14 protein-coding genes are annotated in these 15,800 nt (G+C 43.7%); 4 read left to right on the forward strand and 10 right to left on the reverse strand.

Annotation, left to right across the window (positions count from 1 at the left end):
• Positions 1–1,063, reverse strand: a 1,063-nt coding sequence (locus PHP90_RS11010; RefSeq protein ID WP_299929663.1) for a Na+/H+ antiporter NhaC family protein, incomplete at its 3' end; no start/stop codon positions are given.
• 96 nt (positions 1,064–1,159) lie between these two features.
• Entirely contained in the window at positions 1,160–1,783 is a 624-nt protein-coding gene (locus PHP90_RS11015) for an acyl-CoA acyltransferase (RefSeq protein WP_299929666.1), read from the reverse strand.
• A 68-nt stretch (positions 1,784–1,851) separates the two neighbouring features.
• On the opposite strand from PHP90_RS11015, the gene PHP90_RS11020 reads away from it, so the two are divergent.
• Positions 1,852–2,529, forward strand: coding sequence for a L,D-transpeptidase family protein (locus tag PHP90_RS11020; protein ID WP_299929669.1), 678 nt, complete (start codon positions 1,852–1,854; stop codon positions 2,527–2,529).
• 101 nt (positions 2,530–2,630) lie between these two features.
• Here PHP90_RS11020 and PHP90_RS11025 read toward each other — a convergent pair whose 3' ends face one another.
• The 3 genes from PHP90_RS11025 to glyQ form a co-directional block, all read right to left on the reverse strand.
• Positions 2,631–3,650 (reverse strand): cytochrome-c peroxidase, encoded by a 1,020-nt coding sequence (locus tag PHP90_RS11025; protein ID WP_299929672.1) that lies wholly within the window; start codon positions 3,648–3,650, stop codon positions 2,631–2,633.
• 75 nt (positions 3,651–3,725) lie between these two features.
• Complete coding sequence (locus PHP90_RS11030; protein WP_299929675.1) at positions 3,726–5,990, reverse strand: AAA family ATPase; 2,265 nt, start codon at positions 5,988–5,990, stop codon at positions 3,726–3,728.
• 73 nt (positions 5,991–6,063) lie between these two features.
• Complete coding sequence (glyQ, locus tag PHP90_RS11035; protein WP_299929678.1) at positions 6,064–6,945, reverse strand: glycine--tRNA ligase subunit alpha; 882 nt, start codon at positions 6,943–6,945, stop codon at positions 6,064–6,066.
• A gap of 106 nt (positions 6,946–7,051) precedes the next feature.
• Between glyQ and PHP90_RS11040 the strand changes: the two genes are divergently transcribed.
• Positions 7,052–9,316 carry an ABC transporter substrate-binding protein gene (locus PHP90_RS11040; protein ID WP_299929682.1) on the forward strand — a complete coding sequence of 755 codons (2,265 nt, stop codon included), beginning with the start codon at positions 7,052–7,054 and terminating at the stop codon, positions 9,314–9,316.
• On the opposite strand, the gene PHP90_RS11045 is transcribed toward PHP90_RS11040, so the two are convergent.
• From PHP90_RS11045 to PHP90_RS11065, 5 genes are all read right to left on the reverse strand, one after another.
• Positions 9,317–10,174: an ARMT1-like domain-containing protein gene (locus tag PHP90_RS11045; RefSeq protein WP_299929685.1), complete on the reverse strand. Its 858-nt coding sequence runs from the start codon at positions 10,172–10,174 to the stop codon at positions 9,317–9,319. It lies immediately after the preceding gene.
• Positions 10,171–10,647 (reverse strand): DUF3972 domain-containing protein, encoded by a 477-nt coding sequence (locus PHP90_RS11050; RefSeq protein WP_299929688.1) that lies wholly within the window; start codon positions 10,645–10,647, stop codon positions 10,171–10,173. The genes PHP90_RS11045 and PHP90_RS11050 overlap by 4 nt, the downstream gene beginning before the upstream one ends.
• 41 nt (positions 10,648–10,688) lie before the next feature.
• Entirely contained in the window at positions 10,689–11,183 is a 495-nt protein-coding gene (purE, locus tag PHP90_RS11055) for a 5-(carboxyamino)imidazole ribonucleotide mutase (RefSeq protein ID WP_299929691.1), read from the reverse strand.
• 25 nt (positions 11,184–11,208) lie between these two features.
• Entirely contained in the window at positions 11,209–12,501 is a 1,293-nt protein-coding gene (locus PHP90_RS11060; RefSeq protein WP_299929694.1) for a peptidase U32 family protein, read from the reverse strand.
• A 214-nt stretch (positions 12,502–12,715) separates the two neighbouring features.
• Positions 12,716–13,429, reverse strand: coding sequence for a chemotaxis protein (locus PHP90_RS11065; RefSeq protein WP_299929697.1), 714 nt, complete (start codon positions 13,427–13,429; stop codon positions 12,716–12,718).
• Between the two features lie 67 nt (positions 13,430–13,496).
• On the opposite strand from PHP90_RS11065, the gene PHP90_RS11070 reads away from it, so the two are divergent.
• Complete coding sequence (locus tag PHP90_RS11070) at positions 13,497–14,276, forward strand: histidinol-phosphatase HisJ family protein (protein WP_299929700.1); 780 nt, start codon at positions 13,497–13,499, stop codon at positions 14,274–14,276.
• A gap of 73 nt (positions 14,277–14,349) precedes the next feature.
• The gene (gene glnA, locus PHP90_RS11075; RefSeq protein ID WP_299929703.1) at positions 14,350–15,780 is read left to right on the forward strand and encodes a type I glutamate--ammonia ligase; all 1,431 of its coding nucleotides are present in this window, start codon (positions 14,350–14,352) and stop codon (positions 15,778–15,780) included.
• Positions 15,781–15,800: the final 20 nt, after the last annotated feature.

The following is a 15,800-nucleotide window of genomic DNA, read 5'->3' on the forward strand; positions in this document are numbered from 1 at the left end:
GAACGGCGATAGGTAGCATAATACTAAACGTTCCCCAACTTGTTCCCGTAGCAAATGCGATAATTGCAGCCAGAACGAAAATAGCACCGCCCAAATAGGCCGAAGGCAAATAGCTGCCGATAAAGGAGGCCAGATATTTGCCTACTTCCATATCCGAACTGACTCCGCCGATCGCAAAGGCAAAGAGCAAGATAGCGGCAATCGGAGCCATTGCTTTTGCCCCTTTCAGCGAGGCTGTAAAAAAATCATGGGACGTAAGAGCATTTTTAAATCGATAATATCCCCACATAAGTATCAGTGTAATAATGAGGGTATAAAAAATCGAGGTTGAACCGGACCCTTTGAGAATATCTCCTCCTCCGGTGATGACCATGAACGCGATAACCCCTCCGATCATCCATACCATCGGCCATAAAAAGAGCCCAAAGTGACCTCTCTCATCCTCGCATTCTATAGTATTCGGGGGAACAATGGCTGCGTTACGCATCGGTCCGATATCGATTTCGAACCAAACGGCAATAAAGGTAATGATCAGGGCAACGAATGCGTAGAAATTAAAAGCTATCGACTGAACGAGCCATGTTGCGCTCTCACCTCCGATCAGTCCGGCCGTGATTTGTCCTCCGATGAGTCCCAGTAACAGGGCTCCCCATCCATTAAGCGGGATGAGCGAACACACCGGTGCAGAGGTGGAGTCGCAGACAAATGCCAATTTGGCACGGCTGATACCGTATCGGTCGCAAAAAGGGCGTCCGATCGCTCCGGCAACGAGAGAGGTTATGGATGACTCGATAAAAACGATAATACCGGCGATAAAGCTGGGCATGAGTGCACCCCGTTTGCTGTTTACCCAGGAACGTTTGACGCTCAGTTCATGGACCAGTCCGTCCACACCTCCGCTTCGCTCTATGAGTGCCATGACAGAGCCGACCATGATGGCAAACGCGAGTGTTTTGAGCACCCACCCTTCACTTAGCAATCCACCAAAACGCTCAGCCGTTAAAACAAGTGCATCGATAGGGTGAAAGCCTGCAATGATAAACTCGCCCGCGAGAACGGCCATTACTAAAGCGATAAAAACGGAACGGCTGAAGAGGGCGAGAAGGATAGCAATGAGCGGCGGGAGTAACCCTAAAATTCCATATTCTATGGGAGATCCTTACAGTATCATCTGAAGACGCATAATACCGGGGCGGTCGAACTGTTCTTTGTAGTATTCACTCCGTTTTTCATCAATCACTTCAAAACCGAGTTTTTTGAAGATCATCTCTGTCTCTACCATGCCGATTTCGACGGAGGTTTGAACTTTACGGTACCCTTTTAACCGTGCGGTAAGCATACTTTTACTGATCAGTTCTTTGAATACATCGATGGTTTTAAATTCCGGCTTGACCAACATAAAATCAAGTACAAAGGTTTTGTTGTCGACATCCCCTTCGCACAGCAGATAGGCAGCGATACGTTCGTGGTAGGTTTCGTCAAATCCGATCTCTTCGAGTGCTTTTGAAAAGATTTCGTGGGTTGCGATACGGGGTTCATAGCCGCAAATCGTACCTACGGTAGTTGCACCGCTAACCGCAATAAAAAAGTTTGAGAAATGACAGTAACTTTTGGTTGTCGTGAGGGCTAAACGCTTTAGATGTCCGAGGAGTAACTCATTATCCGAGGTATTAAAGACCAAATCAAACAATCCGATCTTCTTCCCGCCACGCGAACCCTCGATTAATGCTTGGGCAATAATGTCAATATCCGCCTCAGATGCTTTACGAACGGTAATTGTCATCAGTGCCTCACTCTTGCGATTTTCAATATGCTATACTACCTAACTTTAAAATAAACTAAGACAATGACATGTTAAAAACAATTCCAACCCTCTTCGCCTCATTTCTCTTTTTAACCCTTCACGCATCGGAACAATTATTAGTGGTGATTTCCCCTGAGCTAAACTCGACTGCGGCGTCTATGCAGCGGTATGAGAAACATACTTTATGGGAGAAAATCGGAGAAAAAATCCCGGTCACATTAGGTCGAAGCGGTTTGGGCTATGCGAGTGATAAAATTCCTCTAAAAAATGAGGGGGACGGCCGTTCTCCTGCCGGAGTATTTAGTATCAGCTCGACGTTTGGCTACGATGTACGTCCCAATGGGTTAATGCCCTATTATCATGCTGATGAAAAACTGATATGTATCGACGATGTTGAAGACCCGCGCTATAACACATTTGCCTTTCTTGATCCGGATAATCCGCCGAAAAGTTTTGAAATGATGCGTCGTAATGATGAGGTGTACCGTAATGGAGCGGTGATCGGATATAACACAGCTGGAGACAAGGGGCGAGGTTCATGTATCTTTATCCATCTCAACCACAGTGATCATCGCCCTACATCCGGATGTACGGCAATGGAAGAAGAATCGCTTAAAGAGTTGCTAAAATGGCTTGATCCGAATAAAAAACCTCAGATTTTACAAATACCGATGAGAGATTGTGCCGATTACCAAAAAGAATTTGAGGGAATTAAATGTGAGTAATGAGGAAAAAAGCGCGGTGACTGCGCGTGGGCTTCGCGCCGAGCGAAACCCAGTGTTAACGTAGTCAATCGGGATGCATTCCGATGGCGTATTAAAATAAATTAGTTATTAACCACGTCTACTTTAGGTGTAGTTGCAGTAGCTGATGGAAGCATCGGATAAATGATGGTCGGTTTTTTACCTTCGAGCGATTGTAAGAAAGTTTGGATCGATGCAATCTCTTCATTCGTTAAGTCAACACCGAGTTGAATACGTCCCATCTCTTTGATCGCTTCACTAAGTGTGGCAATTTGGCCGTTGTGGAAGTAAGGGGCAGTTTGAGTCACGTTACGGAGTGTCGGTACACGGACCATTCCATTTTTATCCCCTTTGAAATCTCCTACATTCATATATTTATACGGAGCGACAACACCGAAAGCCTGCATTGTTCCTCCGAGTGCAATGTCATTATGACAAGTAGTACATCCTTTGTCGATAAAGGTTTTAAGTCCTTTTTGCTCTGCAGTTGTTAGCGCTTTTTTATTGCCGCGCAGGAAATCATCATAGCGTGAAGGGGTTACGAGAGTACGCTCGAATACCGCAATCGTATCAGCCACTTTTTCAAATGTGATTTTGACATCTTTACCGTACGCTTTTTGGAACATTTTAACGTACTCAGGCATGGAAGTGACTACGTTGGTTACGTAATCCTTTGGAGCTGCCATTTCTGGTCCGGCTTGGATCGGTCCTTGTGCTTGATCTTCGAGATGCGGAGAACGCCCATCCCAGAATTGTTGGCTGTAGAATACGGCATTATAAACGGTTGGTGAGCTGAGACCGTGTGGATTTGATGTCCATTTGTGCCCAATGGCTGCACTCATTCCGTCAACGCCTCCGATTGCCAGATTATGGCAGGTATTACAGCTGATAAGACCGCTTTTAGAAAGACGCGGTTCAAAATAGAGCATTTTCCCGAGTTCCACTTTAGCGGCAGTAGTCGGATTTTTAGGATTTGAAGTGAGCTTTTCAAGTGCTTTTGGGTTGGCAGGAATCGGTTTGAGCCCTGCAGTTTTAGCTTCATCAATAAGGGAAGCTCCCATTACAGAAGTAGCTACGATTGCTGAAAGCATCAATATTTTCATGGTGAATCCTTGTTTTTTTTGGATTAGAATTATAATTGTATCACATAAAAATAAAGGAAATTTTTTATCCTCTATCTAATTTATTTCTTGCATCACGGTTGAACGCTTGGACTGTTCCAACCGTCTGCACGCCGATTCAAACGCACCGGATTCTCCGATCACAATGCAATGCCCTTTTGCCCGTGTCAAAGCAGTGTAGAGAAGTTTGGTATTGAGCATTATATGGTGAGAAAAACTCATAACCATTACAACCCTCTCATACTCCATCCCTTGCACTTTATGGACACTCAGTGCATAAGAGAGATTGAGGAAATCGCTGAGCTGCTCATATTTGTATTGGACGATGAGCTCTTCATTGGGGTAGAAGACATAACAGAGTTCCTCTTCCTCATCGAGGCGAAAGATCAATCCGCACATACCGTTGAAAATTCTCCGTTCGCTCGGGTCTTCACCGTTTTTAAAACTTTCAGTAGTGTAGGAGAGAATATTTTCATTTTTAGTATGAACCACTTTATCGTGGAGGCGAAATTCCCCTTTGAAGGTAGCGATTTTCTTTTTTGGATTCGGATTAAAATAATTTTGGAGAAGTAGATTGAGATTATCGACTCCCAAGGTATTTCCGCGCATCGGCGAAATCACCTGAAAAGCATTGAGGTATTCCCGTATTTGTTTGGTCTGAAGTTTTTCACGTGACTGGGGAAGATACTGCAGCGTTACTTCGGCAACGGCAGCCAAAAGATTGTGGTTTTGGGTATGGATAGCTTCTTCATATTCTGCAGAGCTCAAAGAGTTTTTGAGTGCATGACGGTTGGAGAGTTCGACGGGGATAAAGGTGAAATCTTCGTATTCGTCCTGATAGGATGGGATAATACCGCGCCGTATATCGTTGGCGATAAGGGCGATGGCTTGATCGTCACGCTGACGATAAATTTGGGTCAACATCACCGTAGGGGCGAGATTGAGAGCTATTGCATCACTCAGTGGACTGCCCGCACCGATCGGGGGGAGTTGCGCATCGTCACCGACGATAATGACGGTGGCATCCCGCTCTATTTTTGCTATGAGCCGCGCAAATAGGAGCGAATTAATCATTGAAGCTTCATCGATTAGAATCACTTTGTAGGGCATTGTGTCTTGTGATTCAAACTTCACCAATAGGCTTTGGATCGTGGCACTTTGATAGCCGCTTCGTTCCCGTATTCGCTGAGAAGCGATTCCGCTGAGTGCACAGGTCATGATGAGATTGGGGTCATAACGGGTGGATAGAAGATCGAGAAGTGCTTTTGCAGTAGTGCTTTTTCCAGTTCCGGCGTACCCGACGAGGAAAATTAACCCGCACCCTTGATTGATAAGCTCCAATGCCGTATATTGCTGTTCTCCCAGTTTCAGTGACTGGGTTTTCAAAAACCTTTCAAGATCGTCCGATAGCGGTTCATTTTTACTTTTACCTCGACGTTTGAATTCATCGGTTAGGAGTTTTTCTGCCTCATAAATACGGGTAGGGGAGAGCTTCAAGCTGGGCAGCAGGGTAATACTTCCCTCACGCAGACGATCGTCGAGTGCTTCATTGTACCGATCATGGTGTCCGAGAGATAAAAGTTGATCGAGTTTATGAAACAGAGCCTCTCTTTCGATACAGCTGTTTCCTTCTTGGTCGCAGTATTCGCTGAGAGTATATTCCATGGCTGCCTGGATGCGGCGGTCATCATCTGTTTTCACTCCCATATTGAGTGCGATTTCGTCAGCTTTTTTAAACCCGATGCCGTTGATACGCATCAATCCGTACGGATTATTTTTGATCGCTTCGATAGGATCTTTGACTTCCCTCAAAGCTCCTGCTATCAGCCGAAGTAAAGCGGGCGTGACGCCGAAGGGGGCTAAAAACTCACCCAAAAGACGCATGGAGCGAAACTGTTTCCATCCGCTAGAGAGTTTCAAAAGACGTTTTTCATGCATCCCTTTGATCTCGAGGAGACGCTCAATGTCATTATCCAGAATATCGACAAGCCCGTCGGTTCCGTATTTTTCAATCAGTTCGGCAGTCAGTTTTTTGGTAAATCCTTTGACGACTCGGTTGAGAAAAAAGAAGAGTTCATTTTGATTGACAATGAGGGAGTGGGCTTTAAACGTTCGTCCATGCTGGCGATGTTCTTCCCAGAAGCCTTTGAGTGTGACGGCGGCATTGATGAGATGATCGACATCACTTTCGTAATAGTGCGCACTGATTTTATCCCCGCTTTTGAGTGCGGCGATAAAAAATCCGTTGTTTTGGTAGATAATCCGATCGATTTGACCGATGAGGGTTTGCATGGATTTAGATAAGGCGAGAACAAGAAGCACGCAAGCGTGCGTGAGCACTCTGCTGAAGAGAACTTAGCGTTAGCGTAGACACAGGGGTTTTACTCCTGTGGCGTTAAGAACATACACGATGATTTCGTGCTTCTTCTTGTGACTTATAGAGTTCTGCACACCCTTTGGCGAGTTCACGGATTTTGAGGATGTAATTGGCCCGTTCGGTAACGGAGATCGCTTTGCGCGCATCGAGGGTGTTAAACGTATGGGATGCCATCATGCACAGATCGTATGCCGGGAGAGGAAGTTCCGCATCGAGACACCGTTTACATTCTGCGGATTTTGCTTCAAACTCATGAAACAGCATTGCGGTATCGGCGATTTCAAAGTTGTATTTTGAAAATTCGATTTCTCCCTCTTTGTGGATATCACGATAGAGGGTCTGACCGAATTTATTTTTGCTCCATACGATATCAAATACCGTATCGACCCCTTGCAGATACATTGCAAGACGTTCGGTTCCGTAGGTGATTTCAACTGCGACGGGATCACACGCCACGCCGCCGACTTGTTGAAAGTAGGTGAACTGTGTCACTTCCATACCGTTAAGCCACACTTCCCATCCCAGTCCCCACGCTCCGAGGGTTGGTGATTCCCAGTTGTCCTCGACAAAACGGATATCGTGGTCTTTTAGATTGAGTCCCAGATATTCCAAACTTTTAAGATAAAGTTCCTGGATATTCTCCGGACTCGGTTTAATGAGAACCTGAAACTGATAGTAGCTTCCCAAACGGTTTGGATTTTCCCCGTAACGACCGTCTGTCGGACGTCGGCTTGGTGCGACATAGGCAACCGACCACGGTTTTGAATCGAGCGAACGGAGGAAAGTTGCCGGGTGAAATGTCCCGGCACCTGCGGCAATGTCGTATGGCTGTACAATCGCACACCCTTGGTCGTTCCAAAATTGTTGAAGTTTTAAAAGCATATCACCGAACGTAATCATAACTGTCCCATAAAATAAAGTGCGTCATTATACCAAAAACCCGTTTCTAAAGGGATTCTTAAAGCAATACACCCTATTATAAAGGAAAAACGAGAAAGGCGGCGGGATGAAGCATTATTACTTTATTTTATTGTTCTGTATTACTGCGCTGTATGCTCAGCCGCCACTGGAAAAGGTATCGGTAAAATTACAATGGGCAGATCAATTCCAATTTGCCGGATACTACATTGCAAAAGAAAAAGGTTTTTATAAAGATGCGGGGCTGGATGTTACCATCCAAAAATTCGATCCGAAAGTGCTAGCTATTGATGAAGTTATGGCGGGTAGGAGTACGTATGGAATCGGGAGATCTTCGCTTCTGATTGACCGTATGGAGGGGAAAGATGTGGTTGCTCTAGCAGCGATATTTCAAAGTTCTCCGTTTATTCTTCTCTCTAAAAAATCATTGGATATCAAAACACCTCGCGATCTTATCGGTAAACGGGTCATGATGACAGAGGACTTCCAAGACACGATTTCAGTACGGGCTATGCTCAATTCACAAGGGATTAGACTTAATCAATTGAAAATTTTGAGACACAGCTACAACCCCATGGACATTGCTAACGGTAAAACGGATGTTATGGCATGCTATATCTCTAACGAACCGTATGTTCTTAGAGAAAAAGGGATAGAAACCAATTCTATCAACCCTGAATCGTACGGATTCGATTTCTACAGTGATATCCTTTTTACGACCGAATCGGAAGTTAAAAATCATCCAAAAAGAGTTCGCGCTTTCGTTGACGCAACGCTCAAGGGCTGGGAATATGCGTTTGCCCATATCCCTGAAACAGCACAATTGATTAAAGAGCGTTATGACGGACAACATAAGTCAAAAGAGAGTCTCATCTATGAAGGCGAAGTCTTAAAAGAACTCGCATATCGGGGAAATCAGCCTCTTGGGGCAATGACCTTGGAGAAATTTCGTCGTATTTCAGACATTTATAAAGTGATGGGAGTGCCACAAAAGGAAGAACGGTTTTATGGATTTATTTATGAAGATTCTACCAATCAATCTGTACCTTTGAGCGTGGATGAACGATCCTTTTTGCATATGAATACGATCCGTTATACCTCTACAGATGCTTGGCCTCCGTTTAATTTTTATTCGGATCACGATGATTTTCACCTTCAAGGTATTGCTGTTGATTTTTGGAAACTCATCGTAAAACGGACAGGTATGCATACCGCCTATGTATCATCTCCTACTTGGGGCGGGGTGCTTGAAGCGATCAAAACAAAAACGGCAGATGTGACACTGGGAACTTCGCTCTCTTCCGACAAAGAGCCTTACGCCCTTTTTTCAAAGCCTTATGCCACATTTGCGAATGTTATCGTTACCAATAAAACGATTGATTTTATTCCCGGACTAGATGCATTGAACGGAAAACGGGTTGCTATCGGTCAGGGGTATAGTATCTCATCAATTATTTCGGCTCGCTATCCAAAAATTACGATTGTTGATGTTGAAGATACGCGTGAGGGATTAAAACTTTTGAGTTCCGGACGCGTTGATGCCGTTATTGACATTCTCCCTGTTGTAGCTTATTTGATGAATGCCGATCATTATTTGGATCTTAAAATCTCAGGGACGACCGAGTTTAATTTTGACGTCCGTATGATGATTCGTAATGATTATCCGGAACTCAAATCGATTATTGATAAAGCAATAGACGAGATTAGTATTGCAGAGAGGCAAAAGATTTTTAACCGCTATATTGCCATTTCGTATGAAAGCCATGTCGATTACGGTTGGGTGTATCGAATCGCTATCTTAACAACAATTATCATTTTGATTTTTATCTATCGCCAATATGAGATGGGAAGATACAATAAACGGCTGTTAAAGATGGCAACTACCGATCCGTTAACCGGACTTACCAATCGTATCCGTCTGGATGAAAAATTGGCGGAATGTCATCAAACGTATCAACGGACGCATCGTCCGTATACCGTCATAATGATTGATTTTGACAATTTTAAGCGGATTAACGATACCTATGGCCATTTGGTCGGGGATAAGACGCTGGTGAGTTTTGCACAAATAGTGCGAGGTAATATACGCGATATGGATCTGGTCGGTCGTTGGGGAGGGGAGGAATTTTTGATTATCTGTCAGGAAACCGATATTAACGGAGCGAATCATCTAGCTATAAAAATCCAAGAGTTGATTAGTGCGTATGATTTTCCTCATATCCATACCCTCACTTGCAGTTTTGGGCTCAGTGAATGTCACGAAGGGGATCGTATAGAAGATGTTGTAGGGCGTGCTGATGATGCTATGTATCGTGCAAAAGAAGAAGGAAAAAATCGGATTTGCAGAGGTTGATCAGTCCAATTTACAGACGATATCCCCAATTTCTCTTCCCAGTGATGCTGCTACAACAGAGCATTTTACTTTAAGCAAAAAGCAGATGTTTTGTCGTTTTGGAGGGGTCATACACTCGTAATTTCCCATCCCTTTAGCGATGATGAGATCCGCTGTATCAAAGAGCTCTTGAGCCTTAGGAGATGCGAGTTCATAGACAAATCCGGGAGTCGGGACGCCGCTGTCCATCAGAGTACACACGGAGTCTATTTTTGCATCAAGAGCCTCTTGCATTGTCACATCATTGATTATCGGATTTCCTCGAACCATATAGGTAAATTCTATATTGGGATAGAGTTTTTGAAGCGATTGTATCGTTAATGCATCGAAGATATGCTCACCTGCATTGTCACCGATATAGAGAACAGTTTTAGAACGTTTGAGGGTATCCGATAACTGTGCACTGTCGTCATGGGCAAACGGTGTGGTAAATACAGAGTTGATCGCTTCATGAAGATCGAAACTTACTTCAGCAGCCAGATCAATAACATTTCCCACTACGGCCGTTTTTAGTGTCGCTGTAAACGGATGATCGCTCTGCTCAATCGTCTCCTGTAAAAACGGTATATAAGAATTGGCTTGTTGGGTTGCATGCTGTTTCTGATGTTCGTAGAGATCGTTAGTACCGGCCAATACAGCCATCTGTTCATAAAGCGGTGCGGCAATAACAGGAGGTGAGAGGGTAAAATCGGCATTTTGAAGTGATGTTTCAACGTACTGAACAATACGTTCAGTCAAGGCTGCATCCGCATGTATCGCTTCACAAACCCGTTTACTTTGGGCTGTGATACATCCTAAACATTCATTCTGTATGGTCATTGTGCTCCATATTCGTCGATTACTTTTCCCCACATCAGTTTGTATTTACGGCGCATAAATTCAACCTCTTGTTGGGAGAGACGGAGCTGTTCGGTAAGCGTTGCGATCGTTTTACGATCCTCATCATAAAGCTCTTGAAGTGATCCAAGCGCCTCTTTAAGAAAAAGGTTTTCATTTTTGATCGATTCGATTGTCTCTTCTTTGGCTACAAGCACTTTTTCATGAAGATTGATGATAGTACCGATTGTTTTTTCGACGAAGCTCGCACCCAGTGTAACATCTGCATGGGATGCACTGAGTTCATGCAGCCCTGAGGGGACGATTCCTGCCATACCGTGACCGGGATCAATAAATACCTCACCGTCTTCGACAATAGTAGTAAGTTTTCCTCGGACAATCAATGCTTCAACAGCACTGCGTTCGAGGTGTGTCATATGAGCGTAATCATCGATACTCATCCAGTGCCCTTGCATTTCTTACCACCTGCCGTTTATATTTTTGATTATAACAAAAGTTATAATAGTGTCTCTATTTCCAATGAATCCATCTCAACCTTTTTCGCTTTGCTGATTCGATCTTCTTGGAGTTTCATTCGTAATTCTTCGTTTTCCAGTGCTAAAATCTGCATGGCAAGATAAGCGGAATTGATAGCTCCCGCTTTACCGATAGCGACAGTTGCAACAGGCATTCCTGCAGGCATTTGGACAGTTGAGAGCAGTGCGTCGATTCCGCTGAGTGCCGAGGCGCTCATAGGTACACCGATAATCGGTTTGATGGTTTTTGAAGATAACACACCTGCCAAATGCGCTGCCATGCCGGCTGCTGCGATAAATACCTGTGCCCCTTTGGTTTCTGCTGCGAGTACATAGTCTTTTGTGCGCTCAGGACTACGATGCGCGGATGAGATAATCAGTTCATACGGAACTCCGAATGCTTCAAGCGTTTCTGAGCACGATTTCATTACATCAAAATCGCTTTTGCTCCCCATGATAATTGATACGAATTTCATTTAATTGACTCCTTGGATTTTAAAGTTAACATTTTGTGACGGTCCCCATATCTTTTGTTGCAGGGATACGGAAAAAGGTAAATGCCGGCATTTTGATAGGGAGTGTAAATCGGTTAAGATTACCGCTGTGTACCTGATCCCAGATCTTACCGTTTTCAGCGAGGAGCTGTTTAAAAGAAATGGTCCATTTCCCTTCGATTTTACGGATGGTTCCGATTTCGTTATCTGTTTCAACAAGTAACGATTCATCGGGGGTGAGTATTTCCATCACATCCCCCGGGAACGTTTTGTATTTGCATTCATAAAACAGACCGCTCTCATCCACAATACCGCTCACTTGAGTGGTTCCCATCATCATTGAAAAGTCGAGGTTTTGGGTATCATGTTTTTCAAAAGGGCGATTGACGAGATAGGCATCGGTAAAGCCACGATTTTGCATGGTTCCCAACTCTTGTTGATATGCGTCCGGGTCATTTTTCCCGGCATAATAATCATCAATCGCACGTCGATATACTTTAGCTGTGATAGCGGCATAATAAGGAGCTTTTGTACGCCCTTCGATTTTAAGCGAATCGATACACCCGGCATCCAATATCTCTTTAATATGGCTTGCCAGATTAAGATCTTTGGAGTTCATGATGTAGGTTCCGACTCCTTCGTCTTCGACGAGTTTAAACAGTGTACCCGTTTCAGGATTAGCTGCATACATCTCGTACGGGAAACGGCAGTCATTAGCGCAGCTTCCGCGATTTGGTACTCGTCCGCTTTGCAGCGTTGAGATCAAACAACGTCCGCTGTAGGCAAAACACATTGACCCGTGGACGAATACTTCGATCTCCAAATCGGGGAGTTCTTCTTTGATCTGCTTTAAATCTTTGAGCGAAATTTCCCGAGCTGCTATGATTCGGCGAGCACCCATGTCATAGTAGACCTGGGCATCAAGTACATTCATAACGTTGGCTTGGGTTGAGAGATGCAGCGGAATATGGGGTGCGATTTGGTGTGCGAGTTTTAATACACCGGGTGTAGCCACAATAAACGCATCCGGTTCCAATGAGGCCATTGTAGAAATGTGTTCTTTGAGCAATTTCAATTGGGAGTTGAAAGGAAAACCGTTGATCGTCACATAGACTTTTCGTCCTCGTGCGTGGGCGTAATCGATCCCCTCTTTAAAACTTTCCAAATCAAACTCTTTACCGGAACGGATACGAAGCGAAAAATGGCTCACGCCTCCGTAAACGGCATCGGCACCGTAATCGATGGCGATTTTGAGTTTTTCTAAATTTCCCGCAGGGGAGAGGAGTTCGACTTTTTTCAAAGAGAGTTGCTCGATTCGTCTAAATTTTAGGAGATTTTATCAAAAAAAAGGTGTTGAATGTTTGAAAGTGAAAGGTTAACTGCTAAATGATGCCTCTACAACATACAAAGAGCGAGGTCGCGTGCAGTAATGCGTCAGCATACCGACAGCGATTTGTTGTGGAGGCGATTTTCTTTTGGTACTTTTCTTATGAAAAAGAAAAGTATAAAAAATATTATTTCTTTCCAAAAGAAGCAAGTAATGCTTCGATATCATCACTGCTGACAACATCATCATTTCCGGTATCTCCCGGGAGATGAACAGCAGATGCAACCCGTTTGGAATCATCGATTTTTCCGGAAAACAGGTGATTCATATAGGTAGAGAGTGCACGCATAACGTTGATAACCCGCTCGATTTTTTGACGGTGGATATCCTGATACTGCATGATATCCATAACGTTCATGATCGTATCACCGCCGTTTTGGAGCATCTCAAGGATTTCATCCATAGTGAGCGAAATGTCCTGATTTTTGGTCAGCTGAGTTTTAAAAGCTTCAACGTGGGGAAATTTAACACTGAGTGTATCGAATAGTTCAATATTGCTTTGAATAACTGCTTTGACAGTTTTTACTTGTTTTTCACCTTTACCGAGATCATTACTGATCCCTTCGATCAGATCGAAAATTTCAGAGGCTTTTTCTTCACTCTCTTTGGTGACATCATCGAGCTGATGAACCATTTTATTCTCATCTGTCGGCGGAGGCGGCGGCCAGCTGTGTACAGCAGATACACGGTATTTTTCCGGATCCGTTTCGTTGTAGGGTTCTTCTTCGCTTACTGTATTTTCTTCATCTTTGGTATCTGTGTTTGAAAGTTCTGTTTCTTCATAGGCTTCATCCAAATCTATATCACCGCTCATCAGTGCATCTAACTCTTCTTGCGTCATGACCCATACCTTAACGATTAAATTGCACTATAATAGCATGTAAATCTTTAGTTTCAATGGATAAAAGATGAAAGTTGATCTTCATAATCATACTGTTTTATGCAATCATGCCAGCGGCACCGTCAATGAATACGTAGAGGCTGCAATAGCGTGCGGCACAGAGTTTTTCGGTTTTTCAGATCATGCTCCCATGCATTATGACCCGAAATACAGAATGACATTTGAGCAAATGGAGCTGTATGAGTCTTGGGTAAGAGAAGCGCAACAGCGCTATGAAGATCAAATTACGGTTTTACTGGGGTATGAAATTGATTTCCTTCCCGGGTATATGGAAGAGTCAGTGTTAAAACGTCCATGCGATTATTTGATCGGCAGTGTCCATTTTATCGATGATTGGGGATTTGACAATCCAGAATTTATCGGACGGTATGAGGGGGTCGATATTGATGATGTGTATCGGCGTTATTTCGGACTTGTAGAAACGATGGCGAAGAGCGGAAAATTCGATATTGTCGGTCATTTGGATTTGCTTAAAGTGTTCAAGTACCTCCCGACACAAGATATTCGAACATTGGCAAAAGAGGCACTGAACGCGATTAAAAAAGCAAACATGTGCATAGAAATCAATGTTTCCGGATATCGGAAACCGATAGTTGAGGCGTATCCTTCCCCTTTGCTGCTTCAAGAAATTATCATGAGAGAGATACCGATTACATTCGGTTCGGATGCACATAATCCTGAACAAGTCGGACTTTTTACGCAGGAGATAGAAACTCTGGCACGATCGGTCGGTTATGATAAATGTGCCGTATACAGAGGGCGTGACAGAGAAATGATTAAATTTTAATCATCTAAATCTCTTCTCTTTTTAGTCTTTTTTGATATACTACTCAACTTTCTATTTTTTTCAGGAGATAAGCATGGGTAAATTCGTAAACAGTGTCGACGAGTTTTTTAGTTTTTCAAAAGAGAACGACGTTCAGTTCGTAGATTTCCGTTTCACCGATATGAAAGGGACATGGCACCATGTTAGCTATCGCTACAGTGCAGTAAATGCAGGTCATTTTGAAAATGGTCTCCCTTTTGATGGTTCATCAATCGATGCTTGGCAACCGATTAACCGTTCGGATATGCTTCTAAAACCGGATGCAGAATCTGCATTCATGGATCCGTTTACCGCTGATCCGACCATTATCGTTTTCTGTGATGTCTATGATATTTACAAAGGACAAGCGTATGAGAAATGCCCACGTTCTATCGCTAAAAAAGCACTTGAGCACCTTAAAGGTGCCGGTGTAGGCGATGTTGCGTATTTTGGTCCTGAAAATGAATTTTTCGTATTTGACGATGTAAAAATCCGTGATGAAATCAACTGTTCATACTACGAAGTAGATTCTGAAGAGGGTGAATGGAATGACAGTAAATCGTTCCAAGACGGTTACAACACAGGTCATCGTCCACGTACAAAAGGGGGTTATTTCCCGGTAGCTCCGATCGATACTATGGTTGATCTACGTGCTGAGATGATGATGGTTCTTGAACAAGTCGGTCTTGAAGTTGTTCTCGGTCACCACGAAGTTGCACAAGCACAAGGTGAAATCGGTATCGTATTTGATACTCTTGTAAACGCTGCGGATAACGTTCAAAAACTTAAATACGTTATCAAAATGGTTGCACACCTTAACGGTAAAACAGTTACTTTCATGCCTAAACCGCTTTATGGCGACAACGGTAACGGTATGCACGTTCACCAATCAATCTGGAAAGACGGTAAAAATACATTCTACAAAGAAGGCGGCTACAGCAACTTGTCTGAAACAGCTCTTCATTATGTTGGCGGTGTTTTTGCTCACGCCCGTGCGGTTGCAGCATTTACTAACCCATCAACCAACTCATTCAAACGTCTTATCCCAGGTTTCGAAGCGCCGTCAATTTTGACGTATTCAAGCCAAAACCGTTCAGCTTCTTGCCGTGTTCCTTACGGTGCAGGTGAAAAAGCGACACGTATTGAAATGCGTTTCCCGGATTCTACTTCATGCCCATACCTTGCATTTACTGCGATGTTGTTGGCTGGACTTGACGGTATCAAAAACAAAACGGTTCCGGTTGGACCGATGGACGAAGATTTGTTTGAACTTTCATTGAATGAAATCCGTGAAAAAGGGATTCCACAAATGCCGCACACATTACGTGGTGCATTGGAAGCATTGATCCGTGATAACGACTTCTTACAACCGGTTATGACTCCGGAATTTTTGGATACATACCAAAACTACAAATTTGAAACCCAAGTATGGCCTGACGAAGCTCGTCCTACTGCGTTCGAATTCAAATCTACCTACTCTTGCTAATTGCTACGATACAAGCCTAA

It is taken from the genome of Sulfuricurvum sp. (assembly GCF_028712165.1).
Lineage (GTDB): Bacteria > Campylobacterota > Campylobacteria > Campylobacterales > Sulfurimonadaceae > Sulfuricurvum.